The organism is Peribacillus sp. FSL H8-0477 (genome assembly GCF_038002765.1).
Taxonomy (GTDB): Bacteria; Bacillota; Bacilli; order Bacillales; family DSM-1321; genus Peribacillus.
Window position 1 is genome coordinate 931,322 of record NZ_JBBODE010000001.1, and the last position, 17,441, is coordinate 948,762.

General features: G+C 38.8%; 18 protein-coding genes and 1 riboswitch. Of the genes, 2 read left to right on the forward strand and 16 right to left on the reverse strand.

Translation table 11 applies throughout. The features are described from left to right. Positions 1–17: 17 nt before the first annotated feature. The 4 genes from MHI18_RS04810 to prsW form a co-directional block, all read right to left on the reverse strand. A complete protein-coding gene (locus MHI18_RS04810; protein ID WP_340846267.1) occupies positions 18–677 on the reverse strand; it encodes a flagellar brake protein in 660 nt (219 codons plus the stop codon). A gap of 137 nt (positions 678–814) precedes the next feature. Beyond that, on the reverse strand, positions 815–2,167 hold the full coding sequence (gene ypeB, locus MHI18_RS04815; protein ID WP_340846268.1) for a germination protein YpeB: 1,353 nt from the start codon (positions 2,165–2,167) through the stop codon (positions 815–817). 14 nt (positions 2,168–2,181) lie between these two features. Then, positions 2,182–3,003 (reverse strand): spore cortex-lytic enzyme, encoded by an 822-nt coding sequence (gene sleB / locus MHI18_RS04820; RefSeq protein ID WP_340846269.1) that lies wholly within the window; start codon positions 3,001–3,003, stop codon positions 2,182–2,184. A gap of 116 nt (positions 3,004–3,119) precedes the next feature. Next, positions 3,120–3,803, reverse strand: coding sequence for a glutamic-type intramembrane protease PrsW (prsW, locus tag MHI18_RS04825; protein ID WP_340846270.1), 684 nt, complete (start codon positions 3,801–3,803; stop codon positions 3,120–3,122). Between the two features lie 137 nt (positions 3,804–3,940). Between prsW and MHI18_RS04830 the strand changes: the two genes are divergently transcribed. Beyond that, on the forward strand, positions 3,941–4,915 hold the full coding sequence (locus MHI18_RS04830) for an asparaginase (RefSeq protein WP_340846271.1): 975 nt from the start codon (positions 3,941–3,943) through the stop codon (positions 4,913–4,915). A 67-nt stretch (positions 4,916–4,982) separates the two neighbouring features. On the opposite strand, the gene MHI18_RS04835 is transcribed toward MHI18_RS04830, so the two are convergent. From MHI18_RS04835 to MHI18_RS04885, 11 genes are all read right to left on the reverse strand, one after another. Next, complete coding sequence (locus MHI18_RS04835; protein WP_340846272.1) at positions 4,983–5,942, reverse strand: YpdA family putative bacillithiol disulfide reductase; 960 nt, start codon at positions 5,940–5,942, stop codon at positions 4,983–4,985. A gap of 136 nt (positions 5,943–6,078) precedes the next feature. Next, entirely contained in the window at positions 6,079–7,356 is a 1,278-nt protein-coding gene (locus tag MHI18_RS04840) for a Glu/Leu/Phe/Val family dehydrogenase (protein WP_340846273.1), read from the reverse strand. Between the two features lie 246 nt (positions 7,357–7,602). Further along, positions 7,603–8,181, reverse strand: coding sequence for an adaptor protein MecA (locus MHI18_RS04845; protein WP_340846274.1), 579 nt, complete (start codon positions 8,179–8,181; stop codon positions 7,603–7,605). A 73-nt stretch (positions 8,182–8,254) separates the two neighbouring features. Then, positions 8,255–9,127, reverse strand: a complete 873-nt coding sequence (locus MHI18_RS04850; RefSeq protein ID WP_340846275.1) for a MerR family transcriptional regulator — start codon at positions 9,125–9,127, stop codon at positions 8,255–8,257. A gap of 93 nt (positions 9,128–9,220) precedes the next feature. Beyond that, positions 9,221–10,120 carry a metallophosphoesterase gene (locus MHI18_RS04855; RefSeq protein WP_340846276.1) on the reverse strand — a complete coding sequence of 300 codons (900 nt, stop codon included), beginning with the start codon at positions 10,118–10,120 and terminating at the stop codon, positions 9,221–9,223. A gap of 33 nt (positions 10,121–10,153) precedes the next feature. Continuing rightward, positions 10,154–10,771 (reverse strand): CBS domain-containing protein, encoded by a 618-nt coding sequence (locus MHI18_RS04860; protein ID WP_340846277.1) that lies wholly within the window; start codon positions 10,769–10,771, stop codon positions 10,154–10,156. An 88-nt stretch (positions 10,772–10,859) separates the two neighbouring features. Further along, complete coding sequence (locus MHI18_RS04865) at positions 10,860–11,318, reverse strand: YpbF family protein (RefSeq protein WP_340846278.1); 459 nt, start codon at positions 11,316–11,318, stop codon at positions 10,860–10,862. A gap of 135 nt (positions 11,319–11,453) precedes the next feature. Continuing rightward, entirely contained in the window at positions 11,454–12,011 is a 558-nt protein-coding gene (locus MHI18_RS04870; protein ID WP_340846279.1) for a LysM peptidoglycan-binding domain-containing protein, read from the reverse strand. Between the two features lie 21 nt (positions 12,012–12,032). Next, positions 12,033–12,608, reverse strand: coding sequence for a CPBP family intramembrane glutamic endopeptidase (locus tag MHI18_RS04875; protein ID WP_340846280.1), 576 nt, complete (start codon positions 12,606–12,608; stop codon positions 12,033–12,035). After that, complete coding sequence (locus MHI18_RS04880; protein WP_340846281.1) at positions 12,598–14,100, reverse strand: RecQ family ATP-dependent DNA helicase; 1,503 nt, start codon at positions 14,098–14,100, stop codon at positions 12,598–12,600. The genes MHI18_RS04875 and MHI18_RS04880 overlap by 11 nt, the downstream gene beginning before the upstream one ends. Beyond that, on the reverse strand, positions 14,097–15,167 hold the full coding sequence (locus MHI18_RS04885) for a helix-turn-helix domain-containing protein (RefSeq protein WP_340846282.1): 1,071 nt from the start codon (positions 15,165–15,167) through the stop codon (positions 14,097–14,099). Before MHI18_RS04885 ends, MHI18_RS04880 begins: the two co-directional genes overlap by 4 nt. 290 nt (positions 15,168–15,457) lie before the next feature. Here MHI18_RS04885 and MHI18_RS04890 point away from each other — a divergent pair, with 290 nt between their 5' ends. Continuing rightward, positions 15,458–15,706, forward strand: coding sequence for a ferredoxin (locus MHI18_RS04890; protein ID WP_340846283.1), 249 nt, complete (start codon positions 15,458–15,460; stop codon positions 15,704–15,706). Positions 15,707–16,200: 494 nt separating this feature from the next. On the opposite strand, the gene MHI18_RS04895 is transcribed toward MHI18_RS04890, so the two are convergent. Further along, complete coding sequence (locus MHI18_RS04895) at positions 16,201–16,794, reverse strand: ECF transporter S component (protein ID WP_340846285.1); 594 nt, start codon at positions 16,792–16,794, stop codon at positions 16,201–16,203. A gap of 170 nt (positions 16,795–16,964) precedes the next feature. Beyond that, a riboswitch (FMN riboswitch) is annotated at positions 16,965–17,100 on the reverse strand. Positions 17,101–17,441: the final 341 nt, after the last annotated feature.

The following is a 17,441-nucleotide window of genomic DNA, read 5'->3' on the forward strand; positions in this document are numbered from 1 at the left end:
CATTCATCTTTTTTTATTTACTGTGCTAATTCCTTTTTCTTTCGCTCCAGCTGCTTTTCAAAGATAAACCTAAACAAGGTTTGTGTATCACTTTCTGTGTTATCTACAAATTGTACAGACAGCATCATTCTCCCGTCCTTTTCTTCAGAAAGCCGGATGACTTCACTTTTTAGTCGTAAGTAATGAATCTCACCTGATTTAAAAGGTAACACAAGCCATATGTAAACCTTAGAAGCTAGGTCAATTTGAGTTTTTTTGGGAACGACTAAAGCTGCTCCACCAGCACTAATATCATCTGTTATGGTTGTAAAGGGCGTAAACTCCCGGGCTTCTGGATGAACCGCTGCATCCATTACCGTTCCTATCCTAACAAAATGTCTTCTCTGGATTTTGAGGAATCCATCCGTTGCTGGACATGACAATTGAACCATAGGAATATTTGCTTTTAATCTTCCCAGCACTTCTGACTCAAAAATATAAACAGCATTTTCTGAATCCGTATACGTCACTTTTAATTGTGTACCATCCATTAAGAATGAGATCTTACCAGTTTCGATATTCACTGGATAATCTATGAACACACAGCCCTCATCCTGTTCAACAACCATACATTTATATTTTTCTTCATGTTGGGCAAATTTAGGTTCAAGAATCAATGTTTCTCCAACTTTAATCATTCTCTTCACTTCCTGGATGTTATTTCTATTGTTAACTCTAGTATAAAGTACCCACTACATAAGAAGTTAAATCCTGCCATTATTATTGCATGAAAACAGAAAAAGGAAAAGCACATTCCGTACCTTTCCCTTACATTTTAGAGAATATTTTCATAAACTGGTTCTGGATTTTTTAATTTTTCAACCTTTTCTTCGTTGCCGTTATCGGCATTAATGAAGATTCGATACGTATCATTATCGATTGTTCCTAGATATTCATAACACAGTGTTTCTTTGCCTAAGTCATTAATAATTAACGCTTTTCTTTCTTCCATAATTGTCACTTTGTGATTTATCTTCTCTTTTGCTTCTTCCATGCTTAAACGCGCCTTATTAATCTTCCTGTTCACGTTATGCGTTTTCAAATAGTCAGCTGCAGAGAAACCAATCACACCGCCATCATCAAGAGCTATCTTAAGTTTTACCGAATCAGGGTAAATTCGGACTCCATCCACTACCGCTACAAAATTGAAAAGACCGATATGATCATACTCTGAGCTTTCGTATAATTCAAATTGATCAAAATCGTGATCCTTCAAGAATTTCTGTGCCTTTAAATTGGCATCGTTTAACGAAAGTTTTGACTCATTAATGTCACGATTATTAATCAGCCAGATGGGGAATCCACCTTTTTTGGTAATATCCATATTTACTTCTGCTTTGGTCTCACGATCGACTAAACTGACACTATAAAATCCATAATTCGCACCTTTACCATTTTTTTCGATTTTGACTTCAGGATTACCAGAGAACCCTGAATAGTGTTTCGCAATCTGAATGGCTTCTTCTTTAGTGATTTTCTTCCCTTTTAATTTTTGATAATTTTCATCTTCATATTTGGTACTTGAAAAGCTAGGATTAAGGGAGTTTTCAGGATAACCTGTTACCTTTTTCTCTACCGTTTTAAAACCGTCTATAATGGTATTGTCGCTATTTTCTTTCTCTGAAGCGAGGGCCGTTTCAACATCCATCCACCGCAAATTATTTTTTATAACAAGATATTGAACCTTACGCAGTTCCTTTTGGATGTCGCCAGCTTGAGTATATAACGTGGCCATTTTAGCATATTCATCATCATTCAGCGGTTCCTTATCCAAATCTCTAACAGCTGTTTGATAACTGAATGTTCCGATCTCTGATAAGAATTCCTCCGTTTTATTAAAGGGAAGAAGTGTAAGCGGCAGCTGTCCAACATCATGCTGGGCTTCAGAGGTAATCCTCCATACATCCGTAAGTGCCGGACTGATCGATTTCTTTGAATTCATCGCCAATGTATTCCCAATTTTATCTTGTAGGAGATCCACATGGTAAGACAGGTCATGGAACGCCCGCTGATAGGTATTTTCCGCATTAATCAAAATCGCATTTTTTTCTTTATGTTCTTGATAGCCCCAAAAAGAGGTTCCAGCCACAACAACTAGCAAGCATACAATCACAATGTTTCTAATCAAGATCGTTCACCTCCTTATTTACAGAAAATATGTTTCCCAATTTTTTTTATTTGCGGTCTTGTCCAAATCCATTTACTGGTTGCTGTATCCGGATTAAAATAATATTCTGCTTGTCCAGTTGGATCCATTCCATTCATCGCATCAATCACTGCATTTTTAGCTTGTTCATTCGGCGTCAGCCAGATTTGGCCATCCGCGACGGCAGTAAAAGCGAGCGGCTCAAAGATTACTCCTGAAATCGTATTTGGGAATGAAGGACTTTCCATACGATTTAAAATGACTGCAGCCACCGCTACCTGTCCTATATAAGGCTCTCCTCTAGCTTCACCATATACGGCATTGGCCATTAGCTGGATGTCATTTTGCGAATATCCTCCAGGCACACTTGCAGATTTAGTAGTCTCCGTTTTCTCTGATTCTGGTTTCGATTGAGTCTCACTTTGTTTAATCTGTTTATCCACATCAACACCTGAATAATAGGTGAATTCATTGCCTTTATTAATTTGCTCATGCACGAATGCTTTATTATAGTTGGATGCATTCGTCAATTTCTTTTTAGTTGATTCACCTGCTAATCCGTCTATGGGCAGACCAAATGCTTCTTGAAAATTACGAAGTGCCCAATATGTACCCCAGCCATAAGCACCGTCTATTTTCCCATGGTAATAACCAATATTCTGCAGCCGTGCCTGCAGTTCAATGACATCATCTCCCTTTGCTCCTCTTTGGATAATCTGATTCGAGAAAGCCTCTTTCGATGCAGGAGCGGTAACCAAACAGAACGATACTACACATACAGAAAGCAGGCCTTTCCATTTTGACGAAATTCCTTTCATCAAAAAACACTCCCTTTTTTCTAATTGGATTTACACCTATTTTCTTCTTTAACATTATTTTTATCCCATAAATTAATCACTGCTAGCTTCTTCCACAAAAAAAAAGAAACAGAATATTATCCTGTTTCTTTTCGTGAAAATAGTTTGCTTGTATGAACAACAGAATGATCCCGGGCTTTTTTTGCCTTTTTTAAAGCCAGCCACCAGAGAAAGCCCATAAATGGTAAAATCCAATAGATCCATAGTTTTAACGTTAGAAGAATATAATCATACACACCATGCAGAATCACCGGCACGATTAGTGCCGAAAATATGAAAACACGCTTATGGGAATGAGAGAACTTCGCTTTTCCGATATAATACCCCATAATGACCCCAAATAGAGCATGACTTGATACAGGCAGCATGGCTCTAGTAAAGGCATGTTCGACTCCGTTAGCCACTAAATAAAAAATATTTTCTAAGGTAGCAAACCCTAGAGAGATTCCCGCTCCGAAAATGATCCCATCATAGGGTTCATCAAAATCTACATGAGGATAGATGATATACAGCAGAAAAAACCATTTCACAAATTCCTCAAGCAAGGATGCTTGCAGGAATGCTTGTGCAAACGGACCGTTAAGGACTTGTTCTACTTGAAGGATATATTGAAGAAACATAATCGGCAGGACTAGACACACGCCATAAAGGAATGTTTTTAACACAGTTTTAAAGGTTTCTTTCTCATATTGATCTTTAAGATAGAAGTAGCTAAGCAAGGCCAAACCTGGAGCCGTGCCAGCTGACAAAATGACCAGCATAGGCTGACCCCTTTTCATTCTTTTTATTTAATCGTATCATGGAAACATGAAAAAGAAAAACACCAACATCACCTTATTTTACCAAATAATAATGTGAAATACTTTGCCGGTGACCCAGTTAGCAGGAGGAATGTACAATGACAAAGCGCATCTTAGTTATTCATACAGGCGGAACGATCTCCATGGAAGAAGATTCTGAGACAGGTGCTGTGGGACTATCCATCGAAAACCCAATCAAAAACCACACGAATGGATTTTTCGAAGATGTCGATTTCTTGATTGAAGAACCTTTTAATCTTCCTTCACCGCATATTACGGCAAAAGAAATGCTGCACATAAAAAAAATAATTGAAGCCAGAATAAAAGATTCGCATATTGAGGGAGTTGTTATTACTCATGGTACAGATACGTTAGAGGAAACAGCCTATTTCTTAGACCTGACCGTTGCTTCATCCATACCTATTGTGGTTACTGGCGCCATGCGCTCAAGCAATGAAATTGGATCGGACGGGTTGTATAATTTTATCTCATCAATTAGAGTGGCCACAAGTAATGAGGCTTCAGGAAAAGGCGTTTTAATCGTTTTGAATGATGAAATACATACAGCAGGAAATGCGACCAAGACACATACAAGTAATGTTTCAACCTTTCAAAGCCCGCAGTTTGGACCAATCGGCATTGTCACCAAACGGAGTGTGATTTTCCACCACAATCCACTCTATGAAGAAAAGTATCTGCTCGATACAGTAGCTAAGCGAGTGACCTTGCTTAAGGCTCATGCTGGAATGGATTCGTCTCTTTTCTTCATCTTAAAAGAAATGAAGATTGATGGCTTAGTTATTGAAGCGCTAGGGCAAGGCAATATGCCTCCTCAAACCATCCCAGGTATCAAAGCTCTCATTGCGGCTAATATACCGGTAGTCATTGTTTCTCGCTGTTTTAACGGGATTGTTCAAGACACCTATGGATACGATGGGGGCGGCAAGCAATTAAAAGAGCTTGGTGTGATTTTCTCGAACGGCTTAAATGGCCAAAAGGCTAGGATTAAATTATTAATTGCATTACATATCACGACGAATCATCAGAAAATCCAAGAAATATTCGCTTTCTAAGAGTTAAATATCATTCTATACATATGACAAAAGCGACGTATCCATTCCGGAACGCCGCTTTCTATTTTTATTTTGACAGGTTCTCAGCAATTAATCCTCCATGAAAACGGCCATTTTCAATAAAAATGGAATTGGCATTATTACCGGCTGCAATCACACCCGCAATATAAATCCCTTTCACATTGGTCTCCATGGTTTCAGGATTATGTACGGGCGCACCATCTTCTCCATTAATCTCTACACCCATTTCCGATAAAAAACCGCAATCTGGATGATAGCCAATCATAGCAAATACATAATCATTTTTAATTTCCTTCGTTTTGTCTTCCACATGGTAACTCAAGCTGTCTTCCGTTATGCTGTCAACACAGGCTCCAAATTCCATGGTAATGGTCCCATTACGTACCAGTGATTCAAATTCTGGCAGGATCCAAGGCTTAATACTTGGCGAATACTCCAATCCTCTGTATAGAACAGTTACTCTTGCGCCGGACTTAATCAATTCAAGCGCTGCGTCAATACTTGAATTCTTACCGCCGATTACAGCTACATCAGTATCAAAGAAAGGGTGACCCTCTTTAAAATAATGAGACACTTTCGGAAGGTCTTCACCTGGAATGTTCAAGTAGTTCGGCTGGCCGTAATAACCGGTAGCGACCACAATAGCTTCAGCTTGATACTCATCTTTTGTTGTGATGACATGGAAATTATTTTCACCGAGCTTCTTCACACTTTTCACTTCTTCAAAAGAATTAACCCGTAAATTCTTCCGTTTCACTACTTCTCGGTAATAAGCAAGGGCTTGGCTGCGAACAGGTTTCCTGTTTTCCGTAATAAACGCCACATCACCTATTTCTAATTTTTCACTCGTACTAAAAAATGTCTGGTGTGTTGGATAATGATAAATTGCATCAACAATATTCCCTTTTTCAAGAACAAGTGCTTGCTTACCTATATCATTTACGGCTATGGCCGCAGCGAGTCCACAGGGACCTCCTCCAATAACGATTACACTTTCTTTTTTCATAATATGCGCTCCCTATCACGGTTTCCCGTATTTTTCATGCTGTTATAGTTAGTATGGGTTGCCGTCTAAAAAAAATCTCCTATCACTTAATGATAGGAGATTTTTTGCACCTATTCAACTAGTAAGGCTTGAGTGTTTATACCCAGCCGCGGAAACGTGAGGCCTCCGCCATCTTCCTGACACCGACCATATACGCTGCGAGACGCATATCAACTCGGCGCGAATGGGCGAGCTCATAGACATTATTAAAGGACTTAACGAGGATTTTTTCTAGTTTCTCTTCAACCTCTTCTTCACTCCAATAATACCCTTGATTATTTTGAACCCATTCAAAATAAGAAACGGTCACACCACCAGAAGACGCTAGTACATCAGGAACAAGCAGGATTCCCCGTTCTGTCAGTATTTGCGTTGCCTCGATCGTTGTTGGACCATTTGCTGCTTCTACAACGATTTTCGCTTTGATATTATGGGCATTTTCTTCCGTAATTTGGTTCTCAATTGCAGCTGGAACAAGAATATCACATTCTAGTTCTAATAATTCTTTGTTTGTTATGGTATTTTTAAACAGCTTCGTTACTGTACCAAAGCTATCACGACGATCAAGGAGATAATCAATATCGAGACCCTTCGGATCATATAAACCGCCGTATGCATCAGAAATACCTACAACAATTGCACCCGCGTCATGCATGAATTTAGCCAAGAAACTCCCTGCATTGCCAAATCCTTGAACAACAACACGCGCTCCTTTTACACTAATGCCCTTCTTCTTCGCTGCCTCATTAATACAGATTGTTACACCTTTTGCAGTAGCTGACTCCCTGCCATGAGATCCACCGAGTACAAGAGGTTTACCCGTAATAAAACCAGGAGAATTCGAACTGTCGAGACGACTATACTCGTCCATCATCCAAGCCATAATTTGTGAATTAGTAAATACATCAGGTGCTGGGATATCTTTTGTTGGTCCAACAATTTGGCTGATTGCACGGACATACCCACGGCTTAGCTTTTCCAATTCACGGAATGACATATTGCGAGGATCACAGACGATTCCGCCCTTCCCTCCGCCATATGGCAAGTCAACAATGCCGCATTTCAGACTCATCCAGATTGAAAGAGCTTTCACTTCACGTTCGGTTACATTAGGATGAAAACGGATTCCACCCTTTGTCGGACCTACTGCATCGTTATGCTGAGCTCGGTATCCTGTGAAGATCTTTACAGCACCGTCATCCATTCTAACTGGAATTTTCACCGTTAACAGTCGTAGAGGCTCTTTAAGGAGCTCGTAGACTTCCTCCGGGTATCCAAGTTTGTCTAATGCTTTATGTATTACAGTTTGAGTCGACTTCAGCACATCATTTTTCTCCTGTTGGCTGTCATGGTCAGTACCTTTTTCGGCTACCATCTGTGTACCTCCTAAAAATCATCATTTAATAGGCTATCGGCCAGCTTTCATGACATAGTATACACCTTTGCCGATTATCTGAAAAGCCATAAAAAAATGAAATAGTCAAATTCCCCCAAACAATTGTAACCGTTACCAATTATTTAAGAGTTATTTATTCTCCTATTCATATCTTCCCGATAGCCCTCTCTTCTAAACTGATTTAATTCCTACCTGTAGTCTATTGAGTTTTCAACGTCCCGCTTCCTATTTGCGAAAGTATCCGGTTAAGGTGGTGATCGCTTCTTTAGGGATCAAACATTTTCCATATTCATTAATCCTAAACAAGGTAAGTGTAGAAGCACGGCCATACTCTGCTGCTAAAGAACTAACTGCATCAATTAGATTGTCTTGGATATCCTCCAGTAGTAAATAATATTGGTTATCGTATAAATAGAGGGAACTTACAGAAATCTCCTTTAGGCATAAGCGATAACAAAGCTGTATTACGTCTTCAATGTCATGAAAGAAAAACAGTATATGCGGACAATCGTCCATTTTGACTTTTAGATTTAAATAGTCCTCTTCGTCTGTCAACGTATCTTCTTCTTCCTTAGTCACAATGATGACGAGACCTTGAGCCTGTAGTGAAATAATCTCAATGGCTATGGACCCGCTCATATCAAAGTCAAGTTCCTCACAAGCTTCCTCCACCATATCTTGAAAGAGCTTATGGACCTTTATAGAATTACCTCTAATCTCTTCTTTAGTTACTCCTCGGTCGAAAAGATCATCAAACGTAAAAAAAATTTTAATTTTATTGTTGGATAATCGCTCAAGCCTCATAAAAAAATGCCCCCCGGGAAAACCTTCTTCATCCATACTATGAAGTCGGCCGCACGGGGTGCATATTTTATCTTTATCTATTCAACCACTTATTCCATTCTGTCGGCGTGTCTCCTACGAACAAATCTTCTTCGTACCCAGCAAATCCTGTTCCTCCCAGACCTATTTTAAGCTGGGGATATTTTTGCTTGATAAGAGGTAACATCTTCATTGTTTTTGTATAGCACGCTGGCATTGTACACGATAGGAATAGGTAGCCCGGATTGACAGCATCAAGGACGGTTTCTAAATCATTTTCAGCGATGCTCGGTCCCAAATAAATGGTCCCATAGCCTTTTCTCCTCAAGTAAAGCGTGAATATAAGTAACCCTAATTCATGTTTTTCTTCAGGACCACATACCATTATAGCTTTTGGCATCATGGGATTTGAAGGCTGAGTATGCATAATAAAACTAATTCGCGCCTGTAAAATGGAAGAAGCAAAGTGCTCATGTGCCGTGTTAATCTCACCATTCTCCCACATATCTCCTATTTTAACGAGCGATGCGCCTAAAATATCAATAACAGCAATTTCTACTGTAAACATACTGAATACTTGATTGATTATACTATGTGCTTTATCCTCTTCAAAAGCCAGAAGAGCCTTAATCAGTTTTTCAGAATAATCCTTTGTCTGATTATCGGTTATGATTGATTCTTCTTCTACAGCTTCTGTGCTTCCCTCACGATCAAGTAAGGCAACTGCTTGACTAATCGTAAAGCCCTGCTTTGTTTTTTCAATTAATCCTTTTAAGGTTTGAATCTGTTTATCTGAATATAGACGATGCCCTGATTCATTTCTGTCTGGAGCGATAAATTGATACCGACGCTCCCATGCGCGCAGCGTACCCGACGGAATACCTAGAATGGTTGATGCTGCTTTAATATTATATTTACCTTCATGCATGCGTACCTAATGCCTCCATTTAAAGGAATAGTCGATTTCTTAAAGTATAGGACATTACATGTGGTCTGTAAAATTCGGATATGTAAAAAACCGTTAAAGAGTATGTACCTTGGGATATCGTGGTGGACTATCCCCTTTTTTCAGAATCAGCAGATGGGTTTCAGGCTTGGCACCTAACCTAAACGGCACAGCACTTGTTCCATACCCATTACTCGTCAACAACAGTGTATCACCTTGTTTTTCGATGCCTCCTGCTTTATATGGACCAAACCCAAAGATTCTAATTTGTCCTCCATGAGTATGACCAGCTAAAACTAGCTTAATCGATTGTTCCTCTTTTAAATAGTGGCGTATTTCAGGGTTATGACTGACTAATATGCGAAATACTTGTTCAGCATCCTCCACAGCCATCGTAAGTTTAGCGCGGTTATCACTCATATCATCCACACCTATCAATGAAAGACGATCCCCTTCGCTGGATTCAAAACTAACCGCTGTGTTATCTAGAATTTTCACGCCTTTCTCAAGCAGCATCGCATCTAATGCATGATAATCTCCTTCATAATCATTGTTACCCCAAACAAAGTACAAGGGACCAATTTTCTTTAACTTACTAATATTCTCTTCCACTTGTTTAAGGGATATCCCGTCTTCACGAAGATCTCCTCCAATAATCACGATATCTGCTTTTCCAATAGTAAAGTTAATGATTCGATCATCAATGGTTCTCCTATGTATATCAGATATAAAAAAGATTTTCATTTCACCAAAGGATTCGGGGAAATCGGGGAAATACAAAGTTTGTTGTAATACCCTATTTTGGTATGCCTGCCTCCACATTATGAAAACAAGAATTACCACTGCTCCCAGTACACCCGCTAAACTATAGACTACCATCTTGCGCCAACCTTTCTCTTGTTGCTTTTTATCTGGATAAATACTACCATTTATCGCCATATTTGTATAGGTAGATATAACTCTAAAAAAGAGCAAGGAGGCCGCATCCTGCCTGCCCCCTTGCCCTGTTTATTCATCTTCTTGAATATCAAGAATACCGAACCCTGCATCTTCTAATTTTTTAATGAACTTTTGAGTGTTTGATTTTTTTTCAACTTTCATAACAATGCGGCGTACAAGCTTGTCCGTTTCATCGAACGTAACGAGGGAAATGATATGCTCACGGTACTGATGAGCAATCTCAGACAGCCTAGCAATTCGGCCTTCTGTTTCAACCGTCGTGAACGCGATCCGAATCCCTGGTCTCAGCATACCGAAAGCACTTTTGAATTGTTCGACCACATCGCTTCTCGTCACCACCCCAAGAAACTCGCCTTTTTCATCAACCACAGCCAAGATTGGGAAATCTTTAAGATCTATAAGTGTTCGTTCAAAAATTTCTTTTCCTGTTAAGAAACTTTCTTGATGTGTAGCAATATCAGCAGCGAGGGTTTCATGTACGTATGTTTCCCTCGACGATTCTGATTCAAAATAGTGTTTATAAATAAGATACCTAGTAATGATTCCTTTATAACTATTTCCTTTTAAAACAGGAAGGCCGTCCACATCGTGCTTTTTTAACTTTTCTAATGCAGTGTGAATTGTATCATCATGTTGAATAACATGACAATGAAACTTTGGTATCATTATACTTTTTGCAAACATGTCTATCACCCCATTAGTGTAATAACTACCTATTCCATACTTTTACTGAAATACCTTTATTTTTTAATACTTACTTATTTTCATGGTAAAGGTTTATGTCGAATTTTTTCTTCATCATTTCGAACACTTTGTGACGGCTTTTCCAACTTTCTTCCTGTTCCCACAATATATTGCTTTTACTAATAATTTCAGTTCGAAGTCCCTGATATTCTTTTTCTGCTTTATCCATTTTCTTTTTCATTAAAACCATATATCCATTTGCGCCCAATGCCAGTCCTAACAAAATAAAGTGGCCGAATCCTTCCACAAAAACCGTAAACATTTTTGCAAATGAATAAGAATATGGAACAGCAATATAAAAGTAAACATCAAAAAGAAGCATAAGTGTTGCCGTCAATGCAGCCCAAACCCATTGTAAATATTTTTTCTCTAATGCCTCAAATTTTCTTTTTCTCATTACAACATTATGCAGCATCTGTTTGGTTGTCTGATCTGTCAAATTATCTAATAAAATAATTGCCGATTCCATCGTATGCCCCTCCGCTCACTTGTTTTAAGGAAGACTAAGTTTCTCACTTCTATACCTATGTATGTCCACTTTGACTTTATGCTTTATTACAAAAAAAACCCGTAAATCGCGAGGAATCGCATTTACAGGTTTTCGTTATTCTTTTACTGGGACTTTTAACTTCTGCCCTAGCTGAACTTCATCGCTGTCAAGCTTATTCCAATCACGGATGATATCCATCCCCTCACTTGAATGATAATAGGTGATGGCAATGGTAAACAAGGTATCGCCAGGCACCACCACATGATACCTTTGTGTAATCCCATCCGTCTTGTCTGCCACAGTTTTTTGTTCTTCGGTTCGTCCGTCTTTACCCGCATCCGAGACAACTGTAGTCTGCTCGGACACCTCATGATCTTCTTTTAGAGGTTCTGTTGAATGGGGGACGACACTAACTGTCTCATAACCGTTACTGATTTCCTTTATTAACGGCAGGGTCTTTTTCTCAATAATATCCATAAACAGAATGACTGCAAGCGGCACAAAAATAAAAAAAGCGGCAAGAATCTTTATTAATGGGAAGCCAGACTTCTTTTTACGTATTTTCTTTTTCTTGTTCTTTCGACGTTTAACTTCGCTTCTACTCGGCAGACTGCCTGGAGAAGGGGGATCCGCCTCTACTTTAACTCGTTGATGTCTTTTTTTTCTTGGCATAGGTACATCCCTCTCTCTAAACTATTGTTTCTCTTTGGCTTTCACTAAAAAACCAAGGATGCAATCAATCACAAAATGCATCACAATCGTCGCAGTAAGACTCCCTGTCATTTCAAATATGAAGCCAATAAAAAAGCTGACCATCACAATACTGATAAATAAAAAACCATTAAATAAATAACGATAATGAACCAAAGCAAAAATCAAGCTCGCCCATATCAGCCCGAAGTTAACCTGAAGAACCCCGCGAAAAAGAATCTCCTCACTAACAGCAACGACCAACGCGACCACTACGATCATTGGATAAGAGAGACTTTTAAAGATACGTTCATTCACTCCACCGTCATCCTGCCAAGAATCCGGTACTCTTTTCATCATATAAAGGTCAATCAAAACTACAGCTATTCCAGCTGCCAATCCAATCAACAGTTGACTAGATCGAACATGAAAAAGAGATAAAAAAGAAGCTGGCTGGTTATGTAGAAACAAACCTAATACACATGCAACAATAAGTATGATTATCTGTGTGACAAGAAGATTCAAAAGCAATTCTCGATTAGAAAGCTGTTTAATTAATGCTGCTTGCTTATTTTTCATACCGTTCAGTATCCTTTACTAACATAGCGGTCAATTCTTGTTTCCATTCAAATGGAAGGACCTGATTGGGTGGGGTTTCTTTCAAGTTCTCCATCAATTCTTTCACATGAACCCCACACCGATCACAGCATATGGAATTGGGCTTCATTAAATCTTCTTCAAAGTATTGAAGGATAGCCGTACGTCTGCATTGATTGGTTTTCACCCAATTAAAAAGACCAGCAAATCGATTAATGTTATATTGCCTTCTAGTTTTACTGTATCGTTTTAATTGTTCAATCATAACCGACATCTCCACTTGCTCCTGATGCTCCTTTACAAAATGCTGAATAAAATTCCACTGTCCTTCAGATAAAAAATAGCGTTGTCTGAGCACATCAGCAGACTGGTGACTTTCATTTTCTTCGCTCATCTTGGTACATACGCCCTCTATTTGATTATCTTCAGGAATCTGTTGATCTAATAAATGAAGCGGTAACCCTTCATCTCCTTCACAATAAAGCAAAACAGCCATACTTTGTTTCCCGTCTCGACCAGCTCTTCCTACCTCTTGAACATACGATTCCATAGAAACCGGCATATGAAAATGAACGACAGCTCGAACCTCTTCTTTATTCACTCCCATACCAAAAGCACTTGTCGCACAGATTATACGCAGCTGACCAGTAAGGAATTGCTGCTGAATCAATTTTCGCTGTTCCTGTTCCATGCCCCCATGATAAAAGTCAATGCTTTTGACCCCATTTTCTTGCAGATAATGCGTAACGGTTTCCGTTGTTTTTTTACTGGAAAAATAGATAATAGCTGATCCTTTGATTTCTTTGGCCAGCTCTAACAAGCGATTTAATTTATTCTCATAGTTCGAAAAGTTTTCAACGATATACGCAATATTGCTTCTATCGACAGATGAGACAACCTCTTTAGCTTCTGTAAGGTTGAGTTTAGCCTTGATGTCCATACGCACCGCTTCTGTAGCTGTTGCTGTCAATGCCACAGTAAGCGGGTTATTTAACCTCTCTCTTACGCTGCCCAAATGTAAATAGTCCGGTCGGAAATCATACCCCCACTGTGAAATACAATGGGCCTCATCAATGACAAACAACCCTATATCGAGCTTTTTCACCTCTGTAATCACTTGATCGAGCATCAGCATTTCAGGTGAAAGGAAAATAAACCGATAGCGACTCAGTTGACTTAGGGCAGCCTGTTTTTGCCTTGGTGTTAAGAATGAATTTAGGGCTAGTACACTTTTTTCACCACGCACCTTAAGCTGCTCCGCTTGATCTTCCATTAAGGAGAGCAACGGGGAAATAATGATGACGTGTTTATTTAATATATAGGCTGGTAGTTGATAACATAAAGATTTCCCCGTACCGGTCGGCAGCATCCCTAAGGTATGGTTACCCTCAAGCAATGAAGTAATGACTTCTTTTTGTCCTGGACGGAAAGTAGAAAAGCCAAAGTGCCGATAAAGAGTTTCCTCCAAATTCATATGATCCCCCCCGATTTAGCCAGCACCAGTCGAATTTGGAAGAAGCTGATATCATCATCTTCTAGTGCACGTTTTATAGGTGTCAGCTGTCTAGTACTGCAAGATTTAACAGCTTCGGCAATTCTTTGTTGAGTCTCCGCCGAAACATATGAATCAATAGGAAATGACGAATCTGTAAGGACAATTTCGACAATATGATCTTCTATTGTGTTTACCTTCAGTCGTCGGAATCCGGCGATTTCTTCAAGTTCCATTCCCTTTAAAACATAATCTAATGTGGCCTTGGTAGACTGGGTCAGCTGTCTTTCACTTTCTTTATGTAAATCTTTTACTACACCTCTTAGTATGGGAAAACGGGCAGGTTCTTCCATACACGCTTTGATTAATCCGTGAAGTGTTCCAAGAAATACGTATCGTATATAGACTTCGTCCAATTTCAACTCTCCAGCTAACTGAGGAAAAGTACTTCCGATTCTTCGATTACCCGTTAACCTCCATACAAAAACGTTTTGTTCAAGCGGCTCTCGAGTTTCTAGATATCCGGTTAATTCTGAGAGTAAACATGCCGCAAGTTCACTGCGATTTTTTTGATTCACGGCTAAAAAATGCTTTACCCACCCTTGAATTTGTAAATTCCGCTGGATGGGATAAAAGCGATTTTCACTGTGAACAATATGAGAGAGTGTTTGAATTAAGAGGCTTAATCGTTCCCAAAAGGGTACTGTACTATCTCGAAACTTTATTCCATTCAAATCTTCTGGTAACGGGAAATGTGTAAATGATTCTAATAAATGTCCGTTTCCCGAATCAGTGATTTGGTAACGGTCCTCTCGAGGTAGGTTTTTTATAAATTTATCTCGAGCAAAGCGAGTAATCGTTTGCTCGAGATCTTTTCTTAAAATACTCGGAAGCGTTCCAAATAAAGGGCTTAACCCAAACAAATGTGCATCCTGAATTGTTTGTGACGATTTTTTTCCCTTAAGCATATGATAAATAGCATAAATTGAACGTTCGCCATCAAAAACCTTTACTCCATATAAAACAATAATTTCGAAATACGTCAGCATTCTTATCCCCCGCCGGCAAAATGATTTGAACCTACTGTTCTATTGTAACAAAATGCCTTTCATTCATGGTATTATAAACATAAGCGTACTAAAAATATAGTGTCGCCTATGACTGACAATTCAAAAAAATAGATTCTGCGTAACAATTTCTATTGACTTTTCTTATTTGATAAAGATTCTCAGGTATATTTATATTGAAAAGTTACTATATCAGTTTTACAATAGATAAGAGTATATGGTTTTCGTGGCAAAGGAAGCCAGAGATAAAACATATCGGGAGGTCTTTATTCATGGCAAAATATACAATCGTTGACAAAGAAACGTGCATTGCCTGCGGTGCATGCGGAGCTTCTGCGCCTGACATTTATGATTATGATGATGAAGGTATAGCTTTTGTAACACTGGATGATAATGAAGGTATTGTTGAAATTCCAGACGTTCTCATAGATGACATGATGGATGCATTTGAAGGTTGTCCAACAGATTCCATTAAAGTAGCAGATGAAGCATTTGATGGAGATGCACTTAAATTTGAATAGTCATTAAAAATCCATCTTCCTTTGGAAGATGGATTTTTAATTTTTTAAATGGAATTGTTGATTTCCGTTCCAAGCGTTCGCTTTCCACTCCAATCAACAGTCTTTCTATATTTAATTTGGAATTAAATCAGACGTTCAAAAGGAAACACGTGCTACCCTACGAAGATAACTCTTTCCGATAACGTTCGAACAAGAAGAATCAAAAGATTATTAAGTAAAACACAAATAATCAGTTTTACTCCTTCTATTTTTAAACAAAGTGACTCGAGTATATCTAAAAGGTAAAACAAAGTTATTGGAACGGAAGGTACGAGACTCCTGCGGGATAAGCGTGTCTAAGTGAGACCCCGCAGTTGAAAGCCGAGGAGGCTCACCGACCGCCCGCGGAAAGCGAGTGCCTGGAGTGGAAATCCACCGTCAATTTATAGAAGCCCATAAAAATAGACAAACTCGATTTTCACCCGAGTTTGTCTATTTTTATTGATTATTCTTGTTTAAGCACTTTTATATTTTTTATATAGTGACTGCTTATTAATCCATGTTTGAAGACGGACAAACAGCAGCATAAATACGACAGTAATTAAAATTCCTTTTACGATGTTGAATGGAAGAATGGCTGTAGTAATCATTTGTCTGGTTTCAGCACCTGACAAGGCTGTTGCTCCCGCGAAAATTGTATAAGCAGGCAGAATAACATAATAATTAAGGATACTCATAAATGCAGCCATTACGACTGTACCTGTAATCAGACCAAACGTCATTCCTCTTTTTGTCTTCTTAAGCAGCTCATAAACATAATAAGTCGGTAAGATAAACAGGATCCCGGCAGCAAGATTAGCCAGATGGCCGACTGGTACACCTGTAGGACTTCCTGTCATAACAAAATCCAGCATGTTTTTGATTAATTCAACTATAATCCCTGCCAGCGGTCCAAAAATCAACGCAGCAATGAGTGCAGGAATGTCACTGAAATCAATCTTTAGAAATGGAGGCAATCCTGGAAATGGAAAATTCAACAGCATTAGCACATAAGCTATGCTCCCTAACATTGAAAGTATAACTAATTTTTTCACACGCGTGTTGCTCATAATAGCTCTCTCTCCTTCTTTTTGTGTACTAATCTACCCCACGAAAAGAGGATTGGCACCAAATGCCATTTCACAAAAAACCCTTTGATCAACAAGATGATCAAAGGGAGAGTTAGCGGCATCAACAAATAAACGTCACAAATTATTACATTTGGCACGGCATTTGGAACCTCCATCTTCTCCCATCCAGACTATACTGTCGGCTTTGGAATCACACCAAATCCTGCCTTGTAAGGCTCGCGGGCTTAGAAGGGATAATCCTTCATCACCGCCGGTGGGGAATTACACCCCGCCCCGAAGATAGACCTATTAAATTTTATTGCATAAAAAGAGTATATACGATATAGGTATGTTTGAAAAGCTTTTTGGCTTATTTTCTGAAAAGTTAGTTTTTAATTATTAGTTCCCCCTTATTTTCTCAAACTTCTCCTTAACTTCTTCCTAATACACTATATCGCGGTACTTCGCTAAAATAATTTTACCTCCTGCTTTTGTGAATCGAAAAACCCATCATAATGCATGTTGACACCGTTTATTCACAAAGATATTCTATTTGGAAACGATTACATAAAGAGAGATCAAATTGACAGAAAGATAAAATGTCGAGTAGAATTAACTGAAAATTCTAGAGAAAAACTTGGTTAGGA

Bases quoted from the DNA above. Each gene is read 5' to 3' on its own strand.
- MHI18_RS04835 (WP_340846272.1), bottom strand. From the start codon at position 5,942: ATGAAAAAAGAAAGTGTAATCGTTATTGGAGGAGGTCCCTGTGGACTC.
- MHI18_RS04860 (WP_340846277.1), bottom strand. From the start codon at position 10,771: ATGATACCAAAGTTTCATTGTCATGTTATTCAACATGATGATACAATT.
- MHI18_RS04830 (WP_340846271.1), top strand. From the start codon at position 3,941: ATGACAAAGCGCATCTTAGTTATTCATACAGGCGGAACGATCTCCATG.
- prsW (WP_340846270.1), bottom strand. From the start codon at position 3,803: ATGCTGGTCATTTTGTCAGCTGGCACGGCTCCAGGTTTGGCCTTGCTT.
- MHI18_RS04875 (WP_340846280.1), bottom strand. From the start codon at position 12,608: ATGAAAAATAAGCAAGCAGCATTAATTAAACAGCTTTCTAATCGAGAA.
- MHI18_RS04810 (WP_340846267.1), bottom strand. From the start codon at position 677: ATGATTAAAGTTGGAGAAACATTGATTCTTGAACCTAAATTTGCCCAA.
- MHI18_RS04890 (WP_340846283.1), top strand. From the start codon at position 15,458: ATGGCAAAATATACAATCGTTGACAAAGAAACGTGCATTGCCTGCGGT.
- sleB (WP_340846269.1), bottom strand. From the start codon at position 3,003: ATGAAAGGAATTTCGTCAAAATGGAAAGGCCTGCTTTCTGTATGTGTA.
- MHI18_RS04865 (WP_340846278.1), bottom strand. From the start codon at position 11,318: ATGGAATCGGCAATTATTTTATTAGATAATTTGACAGATCAGACAACC.
- MHI18_RS04845 (WP_340846274.1), bottom strand. From the start codon at position 8,181: ATGAGGCTTGAGCGATTATCCAACAATAAAATTAAAATTTTTTTTACG.
- MHI18_RS04880 (WP_340846281.1), bottom strand. From the start codon at position 14,100: ATGAATTTGGAGGAAACTCTTTATCGGCACTTTGGCTTTTCTACTTTC.
- MHI18_RS04895 (WP_340846285.1), bottom strand. From the start codon at position 16,794: ATGAGCAACACGCGTGTGAAAAAATTAGTTATACTTTCAATGTTAGGG.
- MHI18_RS04850 (WP_340846275.1), bottom strand. From the start codon at position 9,127: ATGCATGAAGGTAAATATAATATTAAAGCAGCATCAACCATTCTAGGT.
- MHI18_RS04870 (WP_340846279.1), bottom strand. From the start codon at position 12,011: ATGCCAAGAAAAAAAAGACATCAACGAGTTAAAGTAGAGGCGGATCCC.
- MHI18_RS04840 (WP_340846273.1), bottom strand. From the start codon at position 7,356: ATGGTAGCCGAAAAAGGTACTGACCATGACAGCCAACAGGAGAAAAAT.
- MHI18_RS04885 (WP_340846282.1), bottom strand. From the start codon at position 15,167: ATGCTGACGTATTTCGAAATTATTGTTTTATATGGAGTAAAGGTTTTT.